22 protein-coding genes are annotated in these 22,535 nt (G+C 36.3%); 12 read left to right on the forward strand and 10 right to left on the reverse strand.

Going from position 1 to position 22,535, the window contains the following annotated elements:
- Position 1 precedes the first annotated feature (1 nt).
- From GZ212_RS01470 to GZ212_RS01480, 3 genes are all read left to right on the forward strand, one after another.
- Positions 2-1,690 carry an ABC transporter ATP-binding protein gene (locus tag GZ212_RS01470; RefSeq protein ID WP_166956638.1) on the forward strand — a complete coding sequence of 563 codons (1,689 nt, stop codon included), beginning with the start codon at positions 2-4 and terminating at the stop codon, positions 1,688-1,690.
- Between the two features lie 421 nt (positions 1,691-2,111).
- Positions 2,112-2,756, forward strand: a complete 645-nt coding sequence (locus GZ212_RS01475) for a hypothetical protein (protein WP_166956640.1) — start codon at positions 2,112-2,114, stop codon at positions 2,754-2,756.
- 1 nt (position 2,757) lies between these two features.
- Positions 2,758-3,414 carry an outer membrane protein gene (locus GZ212_RS01480; RefSeq protein WP_166956642.1) on the forward strand — a complete coding sequence of 219 codons (657 nt, stop codon included), beginning with the start codon at positions 2,758-2,760 and terminating at the stop codon, positions 3,412-3,414.
- A 3-nt stretch (positions 3,415-3,417) separates the two neighbouring features.
- Here GZ212_RS01480 and GZ212_RS01485 read toward each other — a convergent pair whose 3' ends face one another.
- The 9 genes from GZ212_RS01485 to GZ212_RS01525 all read right to left on the reverse strand — a co-directional run bounded on the left by GZ212_RS01485 (position 3,418) and on the right by GZ212_RS01525 (position 12,812).
- Complete coding sequence (locus GZ212_RS01485; RefSeq protein ID WP_053970704.1) at positions 3,418-4,071, reverse strand: 3-oxoacid CoA-transferase subunit B; 654 nt, start codon at positions 4,069-4,071, stop codon at positions 3,418-3,420.
- Positions 4,072-4,073: 2 nt separating this feature from the next.
- Positions 4,074-4,775, reverse strand: a complete 702-nt coding sequence (locus tag GZ212_RS01490) for a CoA transferase subunit A (protein WP_166956644.1) — start codon at positions 4,773-4,775, stop codon at positions 4,074-4,076.
- Positions 4,776-5,065: 290 nt separating this feature from the next.
- The gene (locus GZ212_RS01495) at positions 5,066-7,396 is read right to left on the reverse strand and encodes a penicillin-binding protein 1A (protein ID WP_166956646.1); all 2,331 of its coding nucleotides are present in this window, start codon (positions 7,394-7,396) and stop codon (positions 5,066-5,068) included.
- Between the two features lie 6 nt (positions 7,397-7,402).
- Positions 7,403-7,891: a gliding motility lipoprotein GldH gene (locus GZ212_RS01500; RefSeq protein ID WP_166956648.1), complete on the reverse strand. Its 489-nt coding sequence runs from the start codon at positions 7,889-7,891 to the stop codon at positions 7,403-7,405.
- A complete protein-coding gene (locus GZ212_RS01505; protein WP_166956650.1) occupies positions 7,881-9,110 on the reverse strand; it encodes a regulatory iron-sulfur-containing complex subunit RicT in 1,230 nt (409 codons plus the stop codon). The genes GZ212_RS01500 and GZ212_RS01505 overlap by 11 nt, the downstream gene beginning before the upstream one ends.
- A gap of 117 nt (positions 9,111-9,227) precedes the next feature.
- Complete coding sequence (locus GZ212_RS01510) at positions 9,228-10,232, reverse strand: radical SAM protein (RefSeq protein WP_166956653.1); 1,005 nt, start codon at positions 10,230-10,232, stop codon at positions 9,228-9,230.
- A 22-nt stretch (positions 10,233-10,254) separates the two neighbouring features.
- Positions 10,255-10,485, reverse strand: a complete 231-nt coding sequence (locus GZ212_RS01515) for a ferredoxin (RefSeq protein ID WP_166956656.1) — start codon at positions 10,483-10,485, stop codon at positions 10,255-10,257.
- Positions 10,485-11,729 carry a peptidase U32 family protein gene (locus GZ212_RS01520; RefSeq protein ID WP_166956659.1) on the reverse strand — a complete coding sequence of 415 codons (1,245 nt, stop codon included), beginning with the start codon at positions 11,727-11,729 and terminating at the stop codon, positions 10,485-10,487. The genes GZ212_RS01515 and GZ212_RS01520 overlap by 1 nt, the downstream gene beginning before the upstream one ends.
- Before the next feature lie 3 nt (positions 11,730-11,732).
- The gene (locus GZ212_RS01525) at positions 11,733-12,812 is read right to left on the reverse strand and encodes a rhodanese-related sulfurtransferase (RefSeq protein WP_166956662.1); all 1,080 of its coding nucleotides are present in this window, start codon (positions 12,810-12,812) and stop codon (positions 11,733-11,735) included.
- Between the two features lie 308 nt (positions 12,813-13,120).
- Here GZ212_RS01525 and GZ212_RS01530 point away from each other — a divergent pair, with 308 nt between their 5' ends.
- The 5 genes from GZ212_RS01530 to GZ212_RS01550 all read left to right on the forward strand — a co-directional run bounded on the left by GZ212_RS01530 (position 13,121) and on the right by GZ212_RS01550 (position 17,394).
- Complete coding sequence (locus GZ212_RS01530; RefSeq protein ID WP_166956665.1) at positions 13,121-13,525, forward strand: hypothetical protein; 405 nt, start codon at positions 13,121-13,123, stop codon at positions 13,523-13,525.
- A gap of 125 nt (positions 13,526-13,650) precedes the next feature.
- Positions 13,651-14,094, forward strand: coding sequence for a hypothetical protein (locus GZ212_RS01535; RefSeq protein ID WP_166956668.1), 444 nt, complete (start codon positions 13,651-13,653; stop codon positions 14,092-14,094).
- Between the two features lie 21 nt (positions 14,095-14,115).
- On the forward strand, positions 14,116-14,901 hold the full coding sequence (locus GZ212_RS01540; RefSeq protein WP_166956670.1) for a hypothetical protein: 786 nt from the start codon (positions 14,116-14,118) through the stop codon (positions 14,899-14,901).
- Positions 14,902-14,980: 79 nt separating this feature from the next.
- Complete coding sequence (locus GZ212_RS01545; protein ID WP_166956673.1) at positions 14,981-16,390, forward strand: hypothetical protein; 1,410 nt, start codon at positions 14,981-14,983, stop codon at positions 16,388-16,390.
- A 104-nt stretch (positions 16,391-16,494) separates the two neighbouring features.
- Positions 16,495-17,394, forward strand: coding sequence for a CPBP family glutamic-type intramembrane protease (locus GZ212_RS01550; protein ID WP_166956676.1), 900 nt, complete (start codon positions 16,495-16,497; stop codon positions 17,392-17,394).
- On the opposite strand, the gene GZ212_RS01555 is transcribed toward GZ212_RS01550, so the two are convergent.
- On the reverse strand, positions 17,391-18,335 hold the full coding sequence (locus GZ212_RS01555; RefSeq protein WP_166956679.1) for an FAD-dependent oxidoreductase: 945 nt from the start codon (positions 18,333-18,335) through the stop codon (positions 17,391-17,393). The genes GZ212_RS01550 and GZ212_RS01555 overlap by 4 nt on opposite strands.
- A gap of 448 nt (positions 18,336-18,783) precedes the next feature.
- Between GZ212_RS01555 and recA the strand changes: the two genes are divergently transcribed.
- From recA to GZ212_RS01575, 4 genes are all read left to right on the forward strand, one after another.
- Entirely contained in the window at positions 18,784-19,791 is a 1,008-nt protein-coding gene (gene recA / locus GZ212_RS01560; protein WP_053970718.1) for a recombinase RecA, read from the forward strand.
- Between the two features lie 107 nt (positions 19,792-19,898).
- Positions 19,899-20,324: a hypothetical protein gene (locus GZ212_RS01565; RefSeq protein ID WP_166956682.1), complete on the forward strand. Its 426-nt coding sequence runs from the start codon at positions 19,899-19,901 to the stop codon at positions 20,322-20,324.
- A gap of 29 nt (positions 20,325-20,353) precedes the next feature.
- Positions 20,354-20,896 carry a sigma-70 family RNA polymerase sigma factor gene (locus tag GZ212_RS01570; RefSeq protein WP_166956685.1) on the forward strand — a complete coding sequence of 181 codons (543 nt, stop codon included), beginning with the start codon at positions 20,354-20,356 and terminating at the stop codon, positions 20,894-20,896.
- On the forward strand, positions 20,896-22,530 hold the full coding sequence (locus GZ212_RS01575; protein WP_166956688.1) for a hypothetical protein: 1,635 nt from the start codon (positions 20,896-20,898) through the stop codon (positions 22,528-22,530). The genes GZ212_RS01570 and GZ212_RS01575 overlap by 1 nt, the downstream gene beginning before the upstream one ends.
- Positions 22,531-22,535 lie beyond the last annotated feature (5 nt).

Genomic DNA, 22,535 nt, shown 5'->3' on the forward strand with positions numbered 1-22,535 from the left:
GATGGACAACAAATTATTAGACATTACAGACTTACATGTTTCTTTTGTTTCCAATCAAAAGGAAAAAGAAATCATTCATGGTATTTCGTATCAACTTTTTGAAAATGAAATTTTAGGGGTTGTAGGTGAATCTGGTTCTGGGAAATCAGTTTCTTCATTAGCTCTTTTGGGTTTACTGCCCAAAGGAATTTCTAAAATCACCAAAGGCTCCATATACTTTAAGGGGCAAGACCTTACTCATTTATCAGATAAGGAATTTCAAGCTTTGAGAGGCAATGAAATTGCCATGATTTTTCAAGAACCCATGAGTTCCTTAAATCCATCCATGCGATGTGGTGAACAGGTTATTGAAATTCTTTTACAACATACCTCATTAAGCCAAAAGGATGGGAAGCAGAAAACCTTAGAACTCTTTGAGAAAGTAAAATTACCAAACCCAGAAAGGGTATATAAAGCCTATCCACATGAGATTTCAGGCGGACAAAAACAACGGGTTATGATTGCGATGGCCATTGCCTGCAACCCTAAAATTTTAGTCGCTGATGAGCCAACCACCGCTTTGGATGTAACCGTTCAAAAAGAAATTATCCTTTTGTTGAAACATCTTCAAGCCACCGAAGGGATGAGTATTATTTTTATTTCGCATGATTTATCCTTGGTTTCCGAAATTTCAGATCGTATTCTAGTTATGTATCAAGGTCAAATAGTAGAACAAGGCCCTGTTAAAGACATTTTTCTAGCCCCAAAGGAAACTTATACCAAAGCACTTATAAACTCAAAACCCGCTTTGGATGTCAGACTCAAAAAACTACCTACCATCCAGGATTTCATAAATGACACCACTAACAAGGATGTCATTACCCTGGAAGACCGCCATAAAAAACATCAAAAGCTCTATTCGCAAGCTCCTATTCTTGAAGTGAACAATGTAGAGAAGGAGTATGTATCCCAAGCCGGATGGTTTGAAAAACCCACTTTTTTTAAGGCTGTAAACGATGTTAGCTTTTGGTTGTATGAAGGCGAAACCTTAGGACTGGTTGGGGAGTCCGGTTGTGGTAAATCTACTTTATCAAATGCCATTTTAATGTTGGATACACCCACCGCTGGTCAAATATTTTATAAAGGTACTGACATCACAAAATTAAACAGAAAGTCGTTAAGGCGATTAAGAAAAGACATTCAAGTAATCTTTCAGGACCCGTTTGCTTCCTTAAACCCAAGAATTCCCATTGGTAAAGCTATTATGGAGCCCATGAAAGTCCATCATATTGGCTCTTCTGATAAAAACAGAAAGGAAAAAGTCATGACATTGTTGGATAGAGTAGGCTTAAATTCTGAATCGTTTTATAAATATCCGCATGAATTTTCTGGCGGACAAAGACAACGCGTGGGAATTGCCAGGGCCATCGCATTAGAACCTAAATTGGTTATTTGTGACGAATCTGTTTCTGCGCTTGATATATCGGTGCAGGCACAAGTTCTTAATCTATTAAATGACTTGAAAGATAATTTTGGATTTACCTACATTTTTATTTCCCATGACTTATCGGTGGTGAAATATATGTCTGACCAATTAATTGTCATGAATCAAGGAAAAATTGAAGAGATGGGTGATGCTGATAAGGTTTATGGGCATCCAGAAAAAGAATACACCAAAAAATTAATTCATGCTATACCCAAAGGGTTATAGCATGAATATTTTCTTGGCCAGATACCAAAGACTTTTAACAAATCTTATCGTTCTGTTGTAGTTCATGAATAGTCTCATCTCATAACTAGAAGTAGGTCGTTCAGGTAGATTTGAGGCAACATTCATAATAGGTTAGTTTAGTAAATTTGGGGCTCTTTAACTACGGTTTTAGATTTGGGGCATCTTAAAATCTTAGTTGTTAATTTTTTATTTTTAGTTGGTTAATTCTTGGTTTTGATTGGGACTGCTAATATGGAATAATTTTCTTTTAAAATCAGCTTAAAAGCCATATTATTCGATAAAATACATCTTTTTTTAACATATTTAGTTAAAAAATATGTTTTTTCTTACATTAAATTTTCTTTTAAGCTGAGTTTTCTATCTCGTTTATTTCCTTAACTTTAAGTCAAAAATTGCTTACATGAAAAAATTACTTCTACTTTTCATAATGGGTTTTCTATGTAGTTGTGAGATCCAATATGATATTTCCACCCGATATGTGTTTGAAGGACATATCACAGACAGAAACAACCAACCCATCAAGAATCAAACCATTGAATTATGGATCTATAATTCCCATGATACCGATCTTATTAGCTACACAACTTCTTCAGAGGATGGTAGTTTTGAAATGGTCATTCCGAAACCTACCAACGAAAGAGAGTTTGAAGTTAGAATTTTAGGAACCTCTCAATACCGTCAAAAAGCTTACGTCAACATTTGGGAGTCTGATATAAAAAATTACTACTTCCCACTGGATAATGTCACCCTTATTGAGAATGATGACATCACTCAGTTGCAAATCGCTTTAAATCAGATAAACCCAGAAAATACCATAACAAAAATGGAACTTGATGGCCTATTAGCAGATTTAACCGTTTGGGTAAACCCGTTGGAAACCGAATACCCAGAATATTATTATGACATGTACTCTAAAACTGTTGCTAAAAACCAAATTCTAGACCTACACTATGAAGTGACAAATAGTTCAGGCCAAACCACTGGTTTTGATGAACAAATAATCGTTGGAAATGAAGTAGAAACCCCATATACTATTACCTACTAAGATGAAAAAGATTCTATTTATCCTAATTTTAATAGGTTATTCAACCTTCATTAAAGCTCAAGAAACCGCGGACCAAAACGAAAGTCAATCAACCGAATCCAAAGGTTTATCTGTGAAACCCCAAATGTATTTTTACACATTACACCATTTTAATTATGGGAATAACTTCCTTTCAGATGGTCATGAGCCCAAATTGGCGGGAGTAGGATTTCAACTAAATACTATCGAATATTACAATTTCAAATTGGGGTTTGGATTTGACTATATGAGATATGACGTCACCAACGTTGCTACCATAGGAAATATTAATAGAACTCATTACCATTCAGCATATGGTAAAATTCTATACCAATGGGATATCACAAAACCCATCTCTCTTGAACCCTATGTGGGTTTGGGAGCAGTTCAAGTGCGTCAAAATTTTAATTTAAATCTAAATGCATTGAATGAGGACTCTAACAGCTTCTACGGAATGATTTTTTATGCGGGTCTAAATGTGACTTTTAATTTAATTGACCATTTTTCGGTGTATGTTGGAGGTAATTACAATAATGTTAGTTTTAACATCGACACCCACAAAACCTGGGAAGATTACTTTAATAAAATCAATCAGGCCCAAATACATTTAGGCCTGATCGTAACTTTTGGTGATAATTAGAACTTAAATATTCATTTCAGGAACTTCGCCATCAACGATTAAAGTCCCTTCAGTGGCATTTTGAATATCTTCCACTGATACTCCAGGAGCGCGTTCCAAGAGATGGAATGCCCCATCCTTTATTTCAATAACGGCTAAATTGGTTACTATTTTGGTAACGCAACCAACTCCTGTCAAAGGCAATGTACAACTCTTTAATAACTTAGATTCTCCAGCCTTATTCGTATGCATCATGGCTACAATGATATTTTCGGCACTAGCTACCAGGTCCATGGCGCCGCCCATACCTTTTACCATTTTTCCAGGTATTTTCCAATTGGCTATATCTCCATTTTCGGCAACCTCCATGGCTCCCAAAATAGTTAGGTCAACATGCTTTCCTCTAATCATCGAAAAGCTCATGGCTGAATCAAAGAAACTAGCACCAGGAAGCGTTGTTATGGTTTGCTTTCCTGCGTTAATGATGTCGGCATCTTCATCACCTTCAAAAGGGAAAGGCCCCATACCTAACACCCCATTTTCACTTTGAAATTCGACTTCAATATCATCACGAACAAAATTGGCTACCAAGGTTGGAATTCCAATTCCCAAATTCACATAGTATCCATCTTTAACTTCTTGAGCAATTCGTTTTGCTATTCCGTTTTTATCTAACATACCTAATTTCTTTGTCTTACTGTTCTTTGTTCAATTCGTTTTTCATAGGTCTCACCTTGGAATATGCGTTGTACAAATATTCCCGGAATATGAATTTGATTGGGATCTAAACTACCAACCGGCAATAATTCTTCAACCTCAGCTACCGTAATTTTGGCGGCTCCACACATGGCTGGATTAAAGTTTCTCGCCGTACCCTTGAATATAAGGTTTCCTGCTTCGTCACCCTTCCAAGCTTTTACAAAGGCAAAATCTGCCTGAAAGGCTTCTTCTAAAACATACATTTTACCATTAAATTCTCTTGTTTCTTTACCTATGGCTACTTCGGTTCCATATCCCGCAGGCGTATAAAACGCAGGAAATCCAGATTGAGCTGCTCTGCATCGTTCTGCCAAAGTACCTTGTGGGATCAACTCTACTTCAAGCTCGCCACTTAGCATTTGTCTTTCAAATTCATCATTTTCTCCTACATAAGAAGAAACCATTTTCTTTATTTGACGCTTTTGCAACAGCAATCCCAAACCAAAATCATCTACCCCTGCATTATTGGAAATACAAGTCAGACCATTAACATTTAATTTTACTAGTTCAGCAATGGCATTTTCAGGTATACCACACAGACCAAATCCACCTAACATCAGGGTCATATTATCGGTTATACCTTCTAATGCTTCCTGTACATTAGATACCTTTTTTAAAATCATTTTTGTTGATTGTTTGTATTTGTAATTTATGGTTTGAAAAATACGAAAATAACCGCGAGGAAAACAGAGAAATATTAAAATTCACCCCTTGACTATTGGCGAATTCGCAAAACAATGGTCTATGAATTTAAATCCTTTTTGAACAAAAAAAATCTGAAAGCCTATTCTTTTCAAAAGGCACCATGAATAGAAACTATTTTTATAGGGTAAAAAATAACACGTCTAGTCGATAATCTATCCTAGGATAAACAATTGACTAAAAAATTTATCTAACCTACTTTTAGAAATAGTTAAAAGATATCTAGAGCATCGGGCTTTTCTTCCTCTGGAATCGTTTCTTCCGAAGAAGTACTATCATCACAATCAACTGCAATAGTTAATTCTTCTGGACGTTCAAAATCCGCCTTAGAGACCTCCAGTTCTTCGTCATTATAACAGCTTTTCATAAACTGTCCCCAAATAGGAAGTGCCATTGAGGCTCCTTGTCCGTAAGTAATCGTTCTAAAGTGTGCAGCACGGTCTTCAGCACCAACCCAGACCCCTGTGACCAAGTTTGGAACCATACCCATAAACCAGCCATCACTTTGATTTTGGGTTGTTCCCGTTTTACCAGCTATAGGGTTGTCAAATTCGTAAGGATAACCTGTTATGATTTCTTTATAAACGGCTACATTAGTTGCCCAATTGCTGCGTAACCTTTGCCCCGAACCATATTGGGTAACACCTTCCATTAAATTAACGGTTACATATGCTGCCTCCTCACTTAGTACATCTCTTGTTTCTGGTTTGAATTGATATAAGATGGTCCCATTTTTATCTTCGATATGGGTTACCATGACTGGTTTGTTATAAACCCCTTTATTAGCGAAAGTAGCATAGGCCGCCACCATTTCATATACACTTAAGTCAGCTGTTCCTAAAGCGATAGAAGGTACTGGTGGGATCTCTGCTTCCACACCTAATTTTTTGGCCAAATCCACCACGGGTTGTGGCCCAACCTTATCTATCAATCTAGCAGTAATGGTATTAACCGAATTTGCTAAAGCACTCTTTAATGTTAAGTTTCCACCATAGCTTCCATCTGAGTTTTTTGGCGTCCATGGCTCTATCAAACCGTACTTTCCAGCTTCAATAGTTATTTGGGTATTAGGCAGCTCATCGCATGGAGACAAATGCAATTGATCGATAGCCGTAGCATATACAAATGGCTTGAACGTAGAACCAACCTGTCTTCTACCTTGTTTAACGTGATCGTACTGAAAGTGTTTATAGTTCATACCTCCAACCCAAACTTTTATGTGACCTGTTTGGGGATCCATAGACATCATACCTGGCTGAAGGAATGATTTGTAATATCTCATGGAATCCAAAGGTTTCATGATTGTATCTATTTCACCTTTCCATGAAAAAACCGTCATTTGGGTAGGTGTGTTAAAAGATTCCAATATTTCCTTATCTTCTTTTTTAAGGTCATACTTCATGTGCCTCCACCTTTCTGATTGTCTAATTCCACGCTTCATCAAACCATCAATCTCATCTTTAGTTAACTCTAAAAATGGAGCGGTAGGGTTCCTGTCTGGAGTGTTTTGGTGATCAAATTCGGCTTGAAGTCTAGCCATGTGTTTTTGAACCGCTTCCTCGGCATAGGCTTGCATTCTAGAATCAATAGTGGTGTAAACTTTTAAGCCATCGTTATAAAGGTTGTACTTAGATCCATCAGGCTTAGGGTTATCTTTTATCCAATCCTTTAAGAAATCCCTCAAGTACATTCTAAAATAAGTAGCAATTCCCTCACGGTGGGACTCAGGAGAATAATTCAAATCAAGATCCAAATCTTTTAAAGAGTCCTTAACTGTTTCTTGGATGAAATCATATTTATACATCTGATTCAGAACCACATTTCTTCGATTTGTCGTTCCAACAGGGTTTCTCCTTGGATTATACAGAGAAGAATTCTTAAACATCCCAACCAACATAGCAGATTCCTTGACTTCTAAGTCTCTAGGCTCCTTATTGAAATAAATTCTTGATGCCGAACGAATACCATCAGCATTATTCCCAAAATCATAAATATTAAAATACATGGCTATGATTTCTTCTTTGGTATACTGGCGCTCCAAACGAATGGCGATAATCCATTCTTTAAATTTTTGAAGAATTCGTTCTACGATATTTTGGGATCCTTCGCCATGAAACAATTGTTTGGCCAATTGCTGAGATATCGTACTTGCTCCACCTCCTTTTCCTAAGGTTAAAAAGGCTCTTAAAGTTCCACGTGCATCTATTCCAGAGTGGCTATAAAATCGAGCATCTTCAGTAGCTACCAAAGCATCTACCAAGTGTTTTGGAAGATCATCAAAACCTACTGGAGTTCGGTTATCGTTAAAATAATATTTACCCAGTGTTTTCCCATCAGAAGAAATAACTTCGGTTGCCAAATTGGTTTTTGGGTTTTCTAATACGGTATGGTCTGGCATTTCTCCAAAAACGCCCCAAGATGCCAATAAAAAAAGAAGGACGACAAACAGAATTCCTCCCAGAAATAATCCCCAGAACCAGCGGATAAATTTGCCAAAATCACTATTGGTACTGGATTTCTTGGTTTGTTTTTTCTTTGCCATAGCCAATTAGTTTTGTTCTATTTTTTCGATTCGGAAACCTACATCTGTAACTCCTTTCAAGTTTTCAACACCATCTACTTCTCCATTCTCCCTCATAGCCTGTTGTACCTTCAGGGTATACTCCCCAGACTCCTTAAAAACAACACCTTCTTTATACCACAACTTATTCTCTTTGATGTCTGAAAATCCAGTTCCTAGCAAGGATCCATCTGCTTTCGCCATTTCATATTCCAAAGTATCTGTTACCTTTTTCCCATGAGGAAAATCCATCTCCACAATTAAAAACAAGTTTTTGAAGGGGTAATCATTGGTGTTTCTAAGATTTACGAATAAATTATAGGGTTGGATCGTATCTGGAGGATTAATTTTAAAACTAATGATCGAGTCCTTATGCCATTTATTTGGTAAGGAATGATAAGTATCATAAACCCTTTTGGAATCGCAAGAAACCAAACTAATAGTTAAAATAAGTAGGAGGAACAGCCTATTTTGCATTCGATTTTTTGTTTTGGGGTTTTCTTCCTCTTTTGTTATTGTTATTCTCTTTGTTATTGTTATTCTTAGTGTTGCTGCCTTTGCGATTGTTGTTGCTCTTTCTCTTGTTATTGCGCTTTCTACTTCGCTTAGGCGTATCAAAACGAGTTAAACTATCTTGACCTACAACGTTCTCAAACTCATTTTTAGTATCTTCAACCAAGTCTGCAGCATATTCTTCAAGACTCGCTACTTTCTTCTTTTGTTTGTTCAATTCCAATATTTCATTGGCTTGATCTTGGGTAAGTTTGTGCCAATTGGCATACTCCCCTTCATAGGCATACCATAGAAAGCCTTTAAAAATATCCGTCTTTTGACAAACGGCAGTTCCCTTTTCAGTAACTAATTTGGCATCTGTTTTAGGAAAGTCTTTAAGCGCATCCAGATAGGTGTCCAATTCATAATTAAGACAACATTTCAGCTTTCCACATTGGCCTGCCAACTTTTGGGGATTTAAAGAAAGTTGTTGGTATCTCGCCGCCGAAGTACTTACCGATCTGAAGTCGGTTAACCATGTAGAACAACATAATTCCCTTCCGCAAGAACCAATCCCACCAAGTCTGGCTGCTTCCTGACGGAACCCAACTTGTTTCATTTCAATTCTAGTCCTGAATTCTTTGGCGAACAGTTTGATTAATTCCCGAAAATCGACGCGATCTTCTGCGGTATAATAAAAGGTAGCCTTACTAGCATCCCCTTGATATTCTATATCTGAAATTTTCATTTCCAAGCCCAAGTCTATTGCAAACTGACGGGCTTTCACTTTCATTTTCTCCTCCTTTTCTCGACACTCTGTCCATATATCTATATCCTTTTGAGAGGCTTTTCTATAGATCTTTAAAACATCGGTCTTAGTGTCAAATTTCTTCCTTTTGATTTGTACTCTTACTAATTCACCAGTAAGCGTAACCATTCCTACATCATGACCCGATTGGGCTTGTGTAGCAACGACATCACCAATTGAAAGCGATAAATTTTCGTTATTTATATAATAGTGTTTTCTTCCATTTTTAAAACGCACCTCAACCCAATCATAAGGTTTTTCCCCATTGGGCAGAGACATATTAGAAAGCCAATCGAAAACAGTTAATTTATTACAACTGTCCGTTCCGCACGTACCATTATTCCTACATCCCTTTGGCTGACCGTTTTTTCCAGTCGCGCAACTTCCACATCCCATAAATACTGTATATATATTGATTCTGAACGAGATAAACCCTATTTCAGAAGACGATTAATAAAAATTGTTCAAGATGTAAAGATAAGATTATTCTAATGAGATAAAAAACCTATTTTTCTAATTGAAATCCACCTCGTAATTTAGTCTGTTAGAAAGCGATTTTAAGGTCTTTTTAGACTTGAAGATATTGGAAAACAATTGCTTTTCCCATCCTATTTTTTTTGAATACTCATTGAAACTTTCCTCTCGCCATTGAAACCCATTTTTCCAAAACTTTTGAGGGGATACATAGCAAAAAGTATAATCAAAAATAAGACTGGAATCATTGATTGATTCCTTACTTGGAATTTGGTCTGGCGCCAACAAAACAATATTATTTGCTTTGCAATTGGTTCTTATTTGGCCTATGATATTGGGATAGTCCTTCCGTAAAACATCTAGGTCAAATTCTTGATATTCTGTATTTCCAATTTTTTGAATGGGTCTAATTTGAAGTACATCAAAACTCTGCCCATCAAAATGCTTAAATAGGTGCGTTAACTCATGAAAATTATCCTTATTGAAGGTATAATTGATTCTCACCTTAAAATCATAGCTCTTCTTTAACTTGGCAAATGCTTTAAACGCCTCATGAAATTTCTCATAGTTTGCCTTTTTCATAAACCCTTCATAGCTTTCTTTAGTAACCCCATGAAGAGAAATGGTAAATTCATTTAAACCGGCATCCAATAGTTCCTTGATACTATCTTCAGTCAATAAATTGGCATTGGTAGTTATGGAAATATAAGGTACCTGATATTGCTTTCCCAATGCGACAATCTTTGGCAGATTTTTATACAAAGTTGGCTCTGTACCACAACCTATCTGAAGCTTTAATGCTCTCTTAAAAATGGCTTTAGCCACTTGCTCCAACTCTTCTTCTTTAAACTGACCTTTGAGAGTTTTTACATAATCAGCATCTGTAAAATAGCACATTTTACATCTGAGATTACATGCTAAAACAGGGTCAAGATTAACCGCTAAATACCGCTTGTTCAACTTATGCAATAAATAGAGTCCCATGAATTTAACCCGGTGGCTCTTTATTTTTCTATTAAGTTGTAAAAGCTTGTAAATATTCATTCGACGTAGTAGGGTTTACCTATTAAACGTTTTTGACCGAAATTATTTTAACGGGACACGCCTTTGCGGCTTGATCACAGGGTTCAAAAATAGTGTGGTCTGGCGACTTTATGGTAAAGAATCCCTTTTTTTCTTGACTTCGTAGCAGTACCGACTTCCCATCCTTTTTTGACATTTGAAATTGCTCTGGTGCCAATTCCACACAATAATTACAGCCTATGCATTTATTTCTTTGTAGGGTAACTACAACCATTAAGCTTCTACTTTATTTTCAACAATTTTGTAGAGTTTGTCAGAAGGGCGCACTCTAAAAGGAATAGGAATGGTCACTGAATCGCCTTTTCCTCCTTTTTCAAGTTGTTCATCATTGACCAACATGGTATCCACGGTGATTTCTTTGGAACCCGTAGTAGGACCCGTTATTAAAATGGTATCGCCAAGTGACAAATCATAGGCCTCGATTTTGAATTCGGCAATGCTTGTTTTGGGATAATAATGAACTCCTTTCCCTATATATACTTTCTTTTGGGTAGCATGAGACCCAGAACCTTTACTCCATTCTCCAAGTTTTTGACCTAGGTAATAACCACTCCAGAAACCTCGATTGTATACTTTTTCCAAGTCCTGCATCCAACCGATCACTTTTTCTTTACTATAGGTTCCTTCTTCTATACTATCAATAGCTTCACGATAACATTTTATAACCTGAGCCACATATTCTGGAGCTCTTCCCCTACCTTCAATTTTTAAAACCTTGATTCCAGCATCCACGACTTCTTCTAGAAAATCAATAGTACACAGATCTTTTGGAGACATGATGTACTCATTATCTATCTCCATTTCAAATCCAGACTCTTGGTCAATAACTGTATATTTTTTTCTACAATTCTGTTTACAAGCCCCTCTATTTGCTGAAGAATTATGAGAATGTAAACTCAAGTAACATTTACCAGACACCGCCATACACAAAGCACCATGACCAAAAATTTCAATTTCCACCAAACGCCCAGAAGGTCCTTTGATCTGTTCCTTTTCAATCTGTTCGGTAATCTTTTTGACCTGCCTTAAACTTAGCTCTCTACTTAATACCATAGTATCAGCAAACATGGTATAAAACTTTACCGTTTCAATATTGGTAATATTGATTTGCGTAGAAATATGCACCTCCATTTGATGTTCGCGAGCCATAGCTATCACCGCCTGGTCCATAGCAATAACCGCCGTAATATTTGCCTCTTTGGCCTTTTTGACAAGAGTCTTTACAATTGACAAATCATGGTCATAGATAATGGTATTCAAGGTAAGGTAGGTTCTAACTCCTTTTTCTTGACATCTTCTGGATATTTCAGGGAGGTCGTCTAAAGTAAAGTTAATAGAAGCCCTTGCTCTCATGTTGAGTTGCTCGACTCCAAAGTATACTGAATTGGCCCCATTGTCCAAGGCTGCCTGTAAAGATTCAAAATTACCCGCCGGCGCCATTAATTCTATCTGCTGCATAACTTAGTCTTTTAATACATTGGGTTGTAATACTTCGAATATGTTTCGCAAGTCTTGCTTAAAAGGTAGGTGATCTGCTCTTCCTTTTTTGAATATATCATTGCTATTTCCCTGCCCTTTTCTCAAAGCCTTTTGCTCCTCATAAGGTAAATGGATGATTTCCTGACAATTGGTTGAACAGCAATTCTCCATCTTTTCTTTACATTCATCACACTGAATAAAAAGCAGGTGGCAGGCTTCATTGGCACAATTGGTATGGGTATCAGCTGGTTTCCCGCACTGATGACACTGAGCGATAATATCTTCTGAAATGCGCTCGGAGCGTCTTTCATCAAAAACAAAATTCTTTCCTATGAATTTGTTCTCCAGTCCCTGAGCGTTCACTTGTCTCACATAGTTAATGATCCCACCTTCCAACTGAAACACGTTTTGAAATCCACGATGTTTGTAATAGGCACTGGCCTTTTCACAACGGATTCCTCCAGTGCAATACATGACCAAGTTTTTATCTTCTTTGTGATCTTTTAAATCGTCTTCTATGATAGGTAGAGACTCCCTGAAAGTATCTACATCAGGAGTTACCGCATTTTTGAAATGTCCTATTTCACTTTCATAATGGTTACGCATATCTACCAACACCGTGTTTGGGTCTTCAATAAGCTCATTGAATCTTTCGGCATTGACATGCACACCAATATCAGTCACATCAAAGGTTGCGTCATTTAAACCATCGGCTACAATTTTATCACGCACTTTGACTTTCAATTTTAAAAAGGCAAAGTTGTCATGTTCTATGGCGATGTTAAGGCGCACATCCTTTAAAAAGGTGATGGTATCCAAATGGGATTTGAAGGCATCAAAATTTATGGCTGGCACTGATAATTGGGCATTTATACCTTCATGGGCCACATAGATTCTTCCTAGGACATCTAGTTGGTCCCAAGCTAGAAACATATGGTTCCTGAATAATTCTGGATTGCCAATTTTGGCGTATGTGTAGAAAGAGATGGTAAGCCGGTCTTGACCCGCTTCCTCAATTAGTTTCGCTCTTTCTTTAGCACTTAAGTTATTGTACAGTTGCATGCTATACCAATGGTTTAAGGTTAAAGATTAAATTTTTGAGCTGCAAAGGTAATGTTTTTTAACTATTTGCATTAAAACATAACATCAAGGCTCTAAAGGGCAAGTTTTACCCAAGTTATTGTTGGTGATTTGGCAATCAAGTATGTACTTTTCACTAAGCCCTAATGAGATTTAAATAAAATTAATTCCAGTACGTCCTATTGATCCGAACCAAACTTGAACGAGGTTTGAGTGATTTCTGGTTCTTTTCATTTTAGGTATTAGCATTTGTAGGATTTTTAATTATTTTTAGCCTGCAAAAACCAAAAATGGAACACGTCAAATTGTTTAAGCGGAGAAAACAACTATCAATTGCAATTGGAGTAGTTGGTTTACTTTTCATTTTGTTATTCATTCTTGATCGTACTACTGACTTAGGAATGGGCAGTACCTCTCCATTATTGGGTTTTATTTTTGTGATCCAAATGTTCTTAAATTTTGGAAATTTCAAGAAATACTTTTTTCAATTTGACAAACAACACATCAAATGGAGATTTCCTGGTATGGCTGAACCTAAAGTCATCTGTATTTCGGAAGATTCCATGGATATTACAACCAACTGGAAAGGTGTACAAATAAACCACGAAGACCAATATTATGAGATTTTGACCGACGGTTTATGGAAAGGAGAGAAAAAGCTCATCTACAAAACATTGAAACAATATTATAGTTGAGCCGAATACGGTCTTTTCTCACATTAATCGTTTCAAAATAGCTTAAAATGAGGTTCTTTAGCTATCTTTAATCCCATGCGAGCTTATAAAGATCTCGTTTAAAAACGCCATTGTTAAAAGACCTTATGAGACCTCTTTTATTTTTAATCGCTACTTTTTTGACAATTCCTTGGACCATTGCCCAAGAGAACTTGGAAAACAGGGAGCTTGTATTTGACCTCATGGATTTGAAAATAATTCAGCGAGCCGATTCCATACTTTCGGATGCGGCCATTTGGAACAAACAGGATGACCGCAAATGTGATGATGATATAACCAACTTCAAGTACAGTTTATTTTGTGCTCTTTTCAAAGCATCCATTGATGTTTCTGGAGAATACATCCACAGAAGGCCAAGTCTTCAAATTGTGAGGTTCACCTTGGAAAAATATGAAAACGGTCGCGTAATTAACCATAGACTTATGGATTGGAACAACCACGCTGACACTACCTTCGAAGAGGTAAAGCAAGTTTTACGGGAATCTGAAGAAGTGGTGAAACAACAACTAAACAAATCAACCAAAAACTAATTGGCCATTTAAAATAGCATTATGAAGTACATTTTTCCTTTTTTGATCTTTAATCTTTTATTTCTAGGTTGCTCTAATAATCATGTTGAAAAAAAAGGCTTTCAAGTAAGTGATATCACCGAAGATGAAAGCGGTCAAAAAGTGGTTGGACTTCCCATGGACTCTCTAAAACTGGAGACCAGACCAAGAAATGTGCTTTTGACCTATAACAATGAGCACCGATTGACACCAATCTATAAAGTGAATTATAATAAAAAAACGAACGAACCCTTTGTGGGCTCTAATTTGTATCATTCAACTTGGAATGATAATGATAGGAAAGGGAACAATTGGAACAATAACTTCATGCCAGGTTTTGAAGCGATTTACGGTTATAACTTTGTGAACGTTTCCCATTACAACAACTTGACAAATACTGAAAACAAACTTTTTGACAAACCTGTTTTGATCAAAACCCTTTACTATCCCGCCTTTTCCAAAGACACTCTGAATTATGAGCCTGTAAAAAGAGGTTATTACATGGTATCAGTTTATGATGAGGACTCTAACAAAGATGGTTTTATAAATATGAAGGACTTGAGAAGACTCTATCATTTTGACATGGACGGAAAGAATAAAACGACACTAATCCCGAAAACACATTCGGTCATGAGTTCGGAATATGATGCTGCCAATGACTATATGTACGTTTTTGCAAAAAAAGACAGCAACCAAAATGGGCAAATGGAAACTGAGGAGCCCACAGACATTTTTTGGATTGATCTTAAAAACCCGGAAAAGGTGGGAAAACAATATCAAGCTGAATAAAATAACTTCCCAAAGTCCCCATTTATAGAGTTGCCGATAATTTGGGATATTGCCTATTTTTGCTCATGTTTGAACATCTATGACCCACAAACAATTTACTTTTAGGACCACCAAGCCAGAACAGAAGCAACACTGCTCTATTGTTACCATCCATAATTACTATTTACAGTTTAGCAATGACCTGAATTATACCTTTTCAGAATATAAAGGCAATTCCATCCATCTGTTAGGGAATCTTTTTGACTACATACGTACAGAGGTATCCAATCAAGAACTATTGGACACTTTAGCAAATCAACAGTCAAAGGAGGACTTTTTTAAAATGCTCAACACTTTTTATGGTGAATATGTCCTTATTCATGCCACCCAAGAATCCTTGATTGTATTGAATGACTGTTGCGCCCAAAAAGAGGTTTATTATTCTGAAGACTATAGTGATTTGGCTTCAGAATTACATTTCATTTCATCAACATGGGAACATCCAAAGAATCATGCTTATTATAATTCCAAGCTTTATGATCAAAAGAAATTATTTATAGGGACCACAACTCCAGACCCATCTTTAAATCACTTGTCCCCTAATCATTATCTGGATTTACTGAACAAAAAAACGGTTCGTTTTTTCCCCTTTTCAAAAATAACTCCTCAATCTATCGATGATGTTGCCAAAAAAGCCGCACTCATGTTGAAAGGTTATATTAAAGCTATTGCAAACAGACATCCTATCATTCTGCCTGTTACTGGAGGATTTGATAGTCGATTACTATTCCTTGCCAGTTTACCAACGGAATGTGATTATTTTGTTTTCCAACATGATAATATGAATGAATCCCATTATGACATTCAAATAGCCAAAAAGTTAACTCATTTGTTCAACAAAAAACTACATGTTATTGAAGATGGAGCAACTGATATCACTTCAAACAAAAACAATTCTTTCAAAACTGACTATCAAGAATTCATTCCAGGCAAAGTAATAATCAATGGAAACATAAGCGAAGTAGCTAGAAATTTTTTCAATTACATTAAGCCAGTTTCTGGAATAAAACTTGCTGTTCTTAATGGTTTTTCCACCAACAACTTTGTAACAAATCAATATGATCAATGGTTGACCAAAAACCAAGGCCAATTTGAAACTTTTGGCTATAACATGCTAGATATGTTTTATTGGGAAGAGAAAATGAGCAATTGGGCCGCTAGATCAAAAACAGAAAATTCCAAAGAAGGTTTAGAGGTCATGTCTCCCTTTAATTCTCGAGCACTTTTAGAATTGCTACTTTCCACTAAAAGAAAAGACCGGGATAAGTACACAAGCAAACTTTACCAAAAGATTATAGAAAACTTGGTGACCAACCATAAAACCATAAATGGAATCCCTACAAATCCTGATTTTGAGAGAAAAAAGGCGCTTTTTCTCAAAAAAATAGGGTTATTTCAATTTTATGATGAGATACTTTTAAAAGCAAGGATTATGAAACGAAAGATTTGAGACCTTCAAATCATGATTATTAAATAGTATCCTGTAAACCTCATTTTATAGGAACACAAACTTGCTTTACTTTGTTAAATCCATTCAATTATAAAATTACACGTTTGACCTTAAAAAATAAAAAACACAGCTGGTTGCTAATTTCTGGAATAGGCATGTTCTGTTTGGGTATGGTAACCTCTTTTTTTATTGACTTCTATGAAACCGAAATTGAAAGTTATACCAAAGCTTCTTTTCCCGTATTTCTTTTTATAGCCATCATACTGGCTCCTATTTTTGAGGAATTGAGTTTTAGAGGAGGCTTTGTTCAATCCAAAATTTTAAGAGCTACCTCCCTTATTGGTTTAGTGGCTCTGTTCTTTATAACCCAAAGTTATTTAACCAAAGTAATTACCCTTATCTATTTAGTTTTATTGATTGTTTCTTTTTTTAAGAAAGAGGTCTCTTTACTAGTCCCTTTAGCCCTACTCAACGCTTTTCTATTTGCACTATTCCATCTGGACACCGATCATTTAATAAGTTGGAATGCATTAGCTGGATTTAGCTTTAGGAGTGCTTTTGCTTTTTTTGCTATTTGGATTTGTATCAATTTTAATCTGTTAAAATCCATACTTTTCCATTCCGTATGGAACTTAAGCCTCATGTTAGTTTTTTCCTATTCCCTATTTTTCCCAGATGAAACCATTCAACATTATGAAAACGATAACATACAAGTCACTTGGAATAGAACTTCAAAAAAGTTTCATGGAGAAGTCAACTTTCCAACAATGAACCACATAAAGGCAACAAATTGTGAAGCTCCCTTTTTATTAAAATCAGTATTATGGAGCGATTCTACTGCAAGCAAAACAAATCATCTATTACCTAGCGAACCTTTTATGGGCTATGATTTTGAAATTAAGCTAAAAGACACGCTTTCTAAACGCCCCAATTTATACCAACCCATCAAGCAATTTTTACTGGATGAAGAATTATTGCTTATTACAAACCCTGAAGAGCATTAAAGTTGCTTTTTAAAACGGTCTGCCAATTCCATGGCACACCCCCAAGCTACAGTAAAACCGGCACCACCATGACCGTAATTATGAAAAATGTTGGAGTATTCGGCATCATATTCAAACCGCACTTCGCTCCTTAAAGGTCTCAAACCCACTAAAATTTCTAAAACTTCCGGTTGTTTCTCACTTAAGCCCGAGGTTTTCAATCGGTCCAAAATTTTTTGAGTATCGACATCATCTACTTGTTCATTATAATCATTGATATAGTCCGTCCCACCCACAATGCTATCTGTACTTCTATTGAAGATATAAGTCAGCTTGCCAGGTTCTGTTGAGTTGACACAAGATGCTCCTGTTAGCTTTTCACACCTCAGGATCTGTCCGCGCATGGGTTTTAAGTGAATATCCCGACACAAATCCTTAGCCCCCATTCCCGTGCAATTAACAACCCTGCACCCTAATGAGGCCATTTCTTGAAGCGATTTTACTTCCTTCAGGATAAATTGTCCATCAGCATCCAAAAATTTCTGAAATAAATAAGGCAAATATAAAGGCGGTTCTGCTAAAGGTACTTGGGCCAAAAAAGCATTTTCAACACCCTTTGGTAGTTCATGGTCATGGGCTTTTCTAACTTGGTCATCTGGTAAATGAGAAGTCCAAGACGTATCACTTTCAGAATTATAAACTACCATGAACGGTATGATAGACACGCCATTTTTCAGACTTACTTCTTCTAAGTATTTCTGATAGGAATACGCAGCCCATTTATTTGCCTTTTCAATGGGATGCACTTCAAAAGGAAACCAAATAGCACCCACTTTATGGGATAAGGTCTTTTGAAACGGTTCTTTTGAAACGATTTCGACTTGAAATCCCTTTTCCTGTAGTTGCAGAGCTGTTGTAAGCCCAACAATGCCGCTACCAACCACCACAACTTTCTTTTGCATAAGCTCTTTATCACTAAGTTTTCAAAGATATTTAAAAGCGTCTTTAAAACATTCTTTTTACTCTTGTAAAGCCCTAAAAACAAAAAGCACTTTATAGAAACTATAAAGTGCTTTAAGTAGACTAACTCGTTATTATTAATTCAATTTTTTTCTCAAAAAACAAAATCAAAAAACGAGTTAACCACCATCGGCTTTACAGTTACTGTTTATAAAAACAGGAACTGAAACACCCCATGCGTTAATAAATTTCTTAAAAAATTTCATCTGGTAATCATTTTAAATTAAACATTCCGGATGAAAATTTGCTGCACTCTGCAGCTCTTTTCATAGCAAAAGTTCCCCACTTTATTCTATAGATGCAAAAAGAATAAAAAGGTTGCGTCATAAAATTGTAAACTGATAAAAGTTGTAGTACTTTAGCATTTATCACAATGAAAAAAAACAGAGTATGAGCAGCGAGAAAGAAGCCAAATTAAAAGCATTAAAATTAACCTTAGATAAATTAGATAAAGCTTACGGAAAAGGAACTGTCATGAAAATGAGTGACCAAGCGGTTGCTGATATTGAGGCTATCTCATCTGGTTCTTTAGGCTTGGATTTAGCACTAGGAGTTGGAGGATATCCACGTGGCCGGGTGATTGAAATTTACGGACCAGAATCCTCTGGTAAAACCACCTTAACATTACATGCCATTGCCGAGGCTCAAAAAAAGGGAGGCATCGCCGCCTTTATTGATGCAGAACATGCTTTTGATCGATTTTATGCCGAAAAGTTAGGAGTTGATTTAGAGAATTTAATCATCTCCCAACCAGACCATGGAGAACAAGCATTAGAAATAGCCGACAACTTAGTGCGCTCAGGAGCCATTGACATTATTATTGTGGATTCGGTTGCCGCATTGACGCCCAAAAGCGAAATTGAGGGAGAAATGGGAGACTCCAAAATGGGGTTACACGCCCGATTAATGTCTCAAGCTTTGAGAAAGTTAACGGCTTCCATCAGCAAAACCAATTGTACTATGATTTTCATCAACCAATTACGTGAAAAAATAGGGGTCATGTTTGGAAACCCTGAGACTACCACAGGTGGGAATGCTTTGAAATTCTATGCTTCCGTAAGGTTGGACATTAGACGTTCTACCCAAATAAAAGATAATAACGGGGATGTTTCTGGTAACAAAACTCGTGTCAAAGTGGTTAAGAACAAAGTGGCACCACCGTTTAAAACGGCTGAATTTGACATCATGTATGGAGAAGGAATTTCAAAAGTTGGAGAAGTTCTAGACCTAGCTGTTGATTTTGGTATTGTTAAAAAGAGTGGTTCATGGTTTAGTTATGAAGATAGCAAACTAGGGCAAGGAAGAGATGCTGTTAAAGCATTATTGAAAGATAACCCAGATTTGATGGATGAACTTGAACAGAAAATCAAGGAAGCTATCAAAGAAAATCAACAATAAAAAAACAAATCCCGAAAAATTCGGGATTTTTTTATATCCAGACGCAACCTTTTTATTCTTTCTGCATCTACTAAATGAATTGTTAAACCAAAGATATACTTGATTCAATGATGAGGAGTTTTAAAATATTTGTAACCTTGGTTTTGACTGTAGTCATGTTTCAATCATGTAGCCTCAGTGATGATGACACAATCAATGTTCAATATGAATTGTTACCCGTTGAGGAAGCCTTTTTGCCCACAGAAATGACCGTTAATGAAATTTATGAAATAACGGTCTCTTTTATTCTGCCTACCGATTGTCATGCTTACAATGACATTTATTATTCCAAGGACGATTTTGAAAGAACGGTAGCCATTGTTTCAGCCTATTTTGCAAATAATGAGCCATGTGAAACGCAAACTGCCATTTTTGAAACCAATTTTAATTTTAAACCCCTAAATTCAGGGACCTATACTTTTAAGTTTTGGAAAGGAACAGATGATTCCGGAACAGATCTCTATGAAGAAGTTCTGGTAGAAGTTTCAGAGTGAGTTATTAGATTTAATTAATTCAAAACAATGTGAGTTTAAAGCAACTCATACAAAAATGTAGTAATCATGATACCCAAGCACAAAGCGAATTATACCAGATATTTTCGGGTAAATTGTTTTCGGTTTGCTTGAAGTATTCAAGAAATTACGCGGAGGCGGAAGATAATCTGCAGGACGCGTTTGTGACTATTTTTAAAAAAATAGCACAATTCAATCATAAAGGTTCTTTGGAAGGATGGATGAAACGAATCACCGTCAATACAGCGCTTCAAAAATATAGAAAACAAGGTGTTTTTGAAATTATTGATGAAGCTCAGATTGAAGTTGTGGAGGTGGAAATTGAAGATGATGATATTACTCTTGATTATCTGTTGAAAATTATTCAGGATTTACCGGATAGGTACCGACTGGTTTTCAATTTATATGTTATGGATGGTTATTCCCATCAGGATATTGCTGAATTGCTATCTATTTCACCCGGAACATCCAAATCCAATTTAGCCAGAGCCCGAAAGATTTTAAAAGAAAATATTGAAGATTACAAAAGGCGAATGAATTCGCAGACACTATAATGAGTGATAAAAAGCACATAGACCGAATTTTTCAAGAAAAATTCAAGGATTTTGAAGTTGCGCCAAAAGATCATGTTTGGAAAAACATCCAAATGGAACTTCAAGCCGACGAAAAGGATACTAAAGTAATCCCTGCCTGGTATAAATGGGCCGGTGTGGCAGCCTTGTTATTAATTCTATTGACCGTGGGTGGTCTTGTTTTTACCAATATTGATGTGGTACCAAATGACAAGATCTTAAACCCTGAAAATTCTGTTGTGGATACAGAGCTTCCTGACACATCTAGTTCAAATGAAGGAGATAATTTAAACATCATTAATGATCCAGAATTCAATGATGCTCCAAGTGTGAGTGATAATGGACAAGAAAATCAAGAACAAAACAACCTCCAAAACACAAATACCAATAGAGCAAATCCATTAACCCAAACTTCAAAAGATAAAAATTTCAAGACCCAAGACAATTCGAGAACGGGAAATAACTTAGTTGATTCGGTTCATACGGATGCTACCTCCTCAACTGGTCTAGCCAACAATGTAAAATCGAACGTTGGAGATTTTAAAGAAAACGCAAAAGAGAACCTTGAAGACAACAATCAAGCGTATTCAAAGGCTTTGGCAGACAACGAGAACAACTCCAAATCCCAAAATAACAAGCTTAACAATCCTTCTGGAATATCCAATCAATCTAAAGACGTAAGATCAACCACAGAGGAAAATCCACTTGTTCAAAAGAATGCATTGGAACAAAATAAATCTGAAAACGCCCTAGCTACCCACCAGATAAATAAAGACTCAACAGCCATTAAGGCTGAAGAAAGCATTGAAAATTTCCCTGAAAAAGAAAAAGAGATGTCAATTGAAGAGGCCATCGCCGAGGCCGAAGAATCAAAGGAAAAAGATGAAAAAGAAAAATTAAAAAACAGGTGGCAAGTGTATGCAAACATTGCCCCTGTTTATTACAATTCCTTAGGCGATGGCTCTCATATTGATGAACAGTTTGTGGGAAATTCAAAAACTGGTGAAGTAAATACCAGTTATGGTGTCAATGTAGGTTATGTGATTAATGAGAAATTAACTATCAGAACAGGAGTTAATTCATTAAAACTTAGTTATGACACTAATGATGTCATTCTTTATGAAACCCCGGGTGGGGGAACTGGAGGAAATCCACAATATTTAAAGAATTTAACCATGGCCCCAGGAAATGAATCCATTAATGCCATTAGCGCTGATAATTTGGGTGTTCAAACTGTAAGCTCCATGTTTGACGCCAATGCTGCCATAAGTCAAAGAATAGGTTATTATGAAGTGCCCTTAGAACTGGAATACACCCTAGTTAACAAGAAATTTGGCATAGGTGTCGTAGGCGGTTTTAGCACTTTCTTTTTAAATCAAAATGAAGTTTATTCAGAGTTTGAAAGCTACAACACTTATATAGGTGAAGCCAACAATATCAATAATGTGAGTTTTTCAGGAAATTTGGGAATTGGATTGAATTACAAATTCTCTCCCAAGTTCAAGTTCAATTTTGAGCCTGTTTTCAAATACCAGTTTGGAGCTTATGAAAATACATCTGGAAATTTCAACCCTTATATCTTAGGGGTTTATACCGGATTCAGTTTTAAGTTTTAGTTTTT

This window comes from Mangrovimonas sp. CR14 (assembly GCF_011764015.1).
GTDB classification, from domain to species: Bacteria; Bacteroidota; Bacteroidia; order Flavobacteriales; family Flavobacteriaceae; genus Mangrovimonas; species Mangrovimonas futianensis.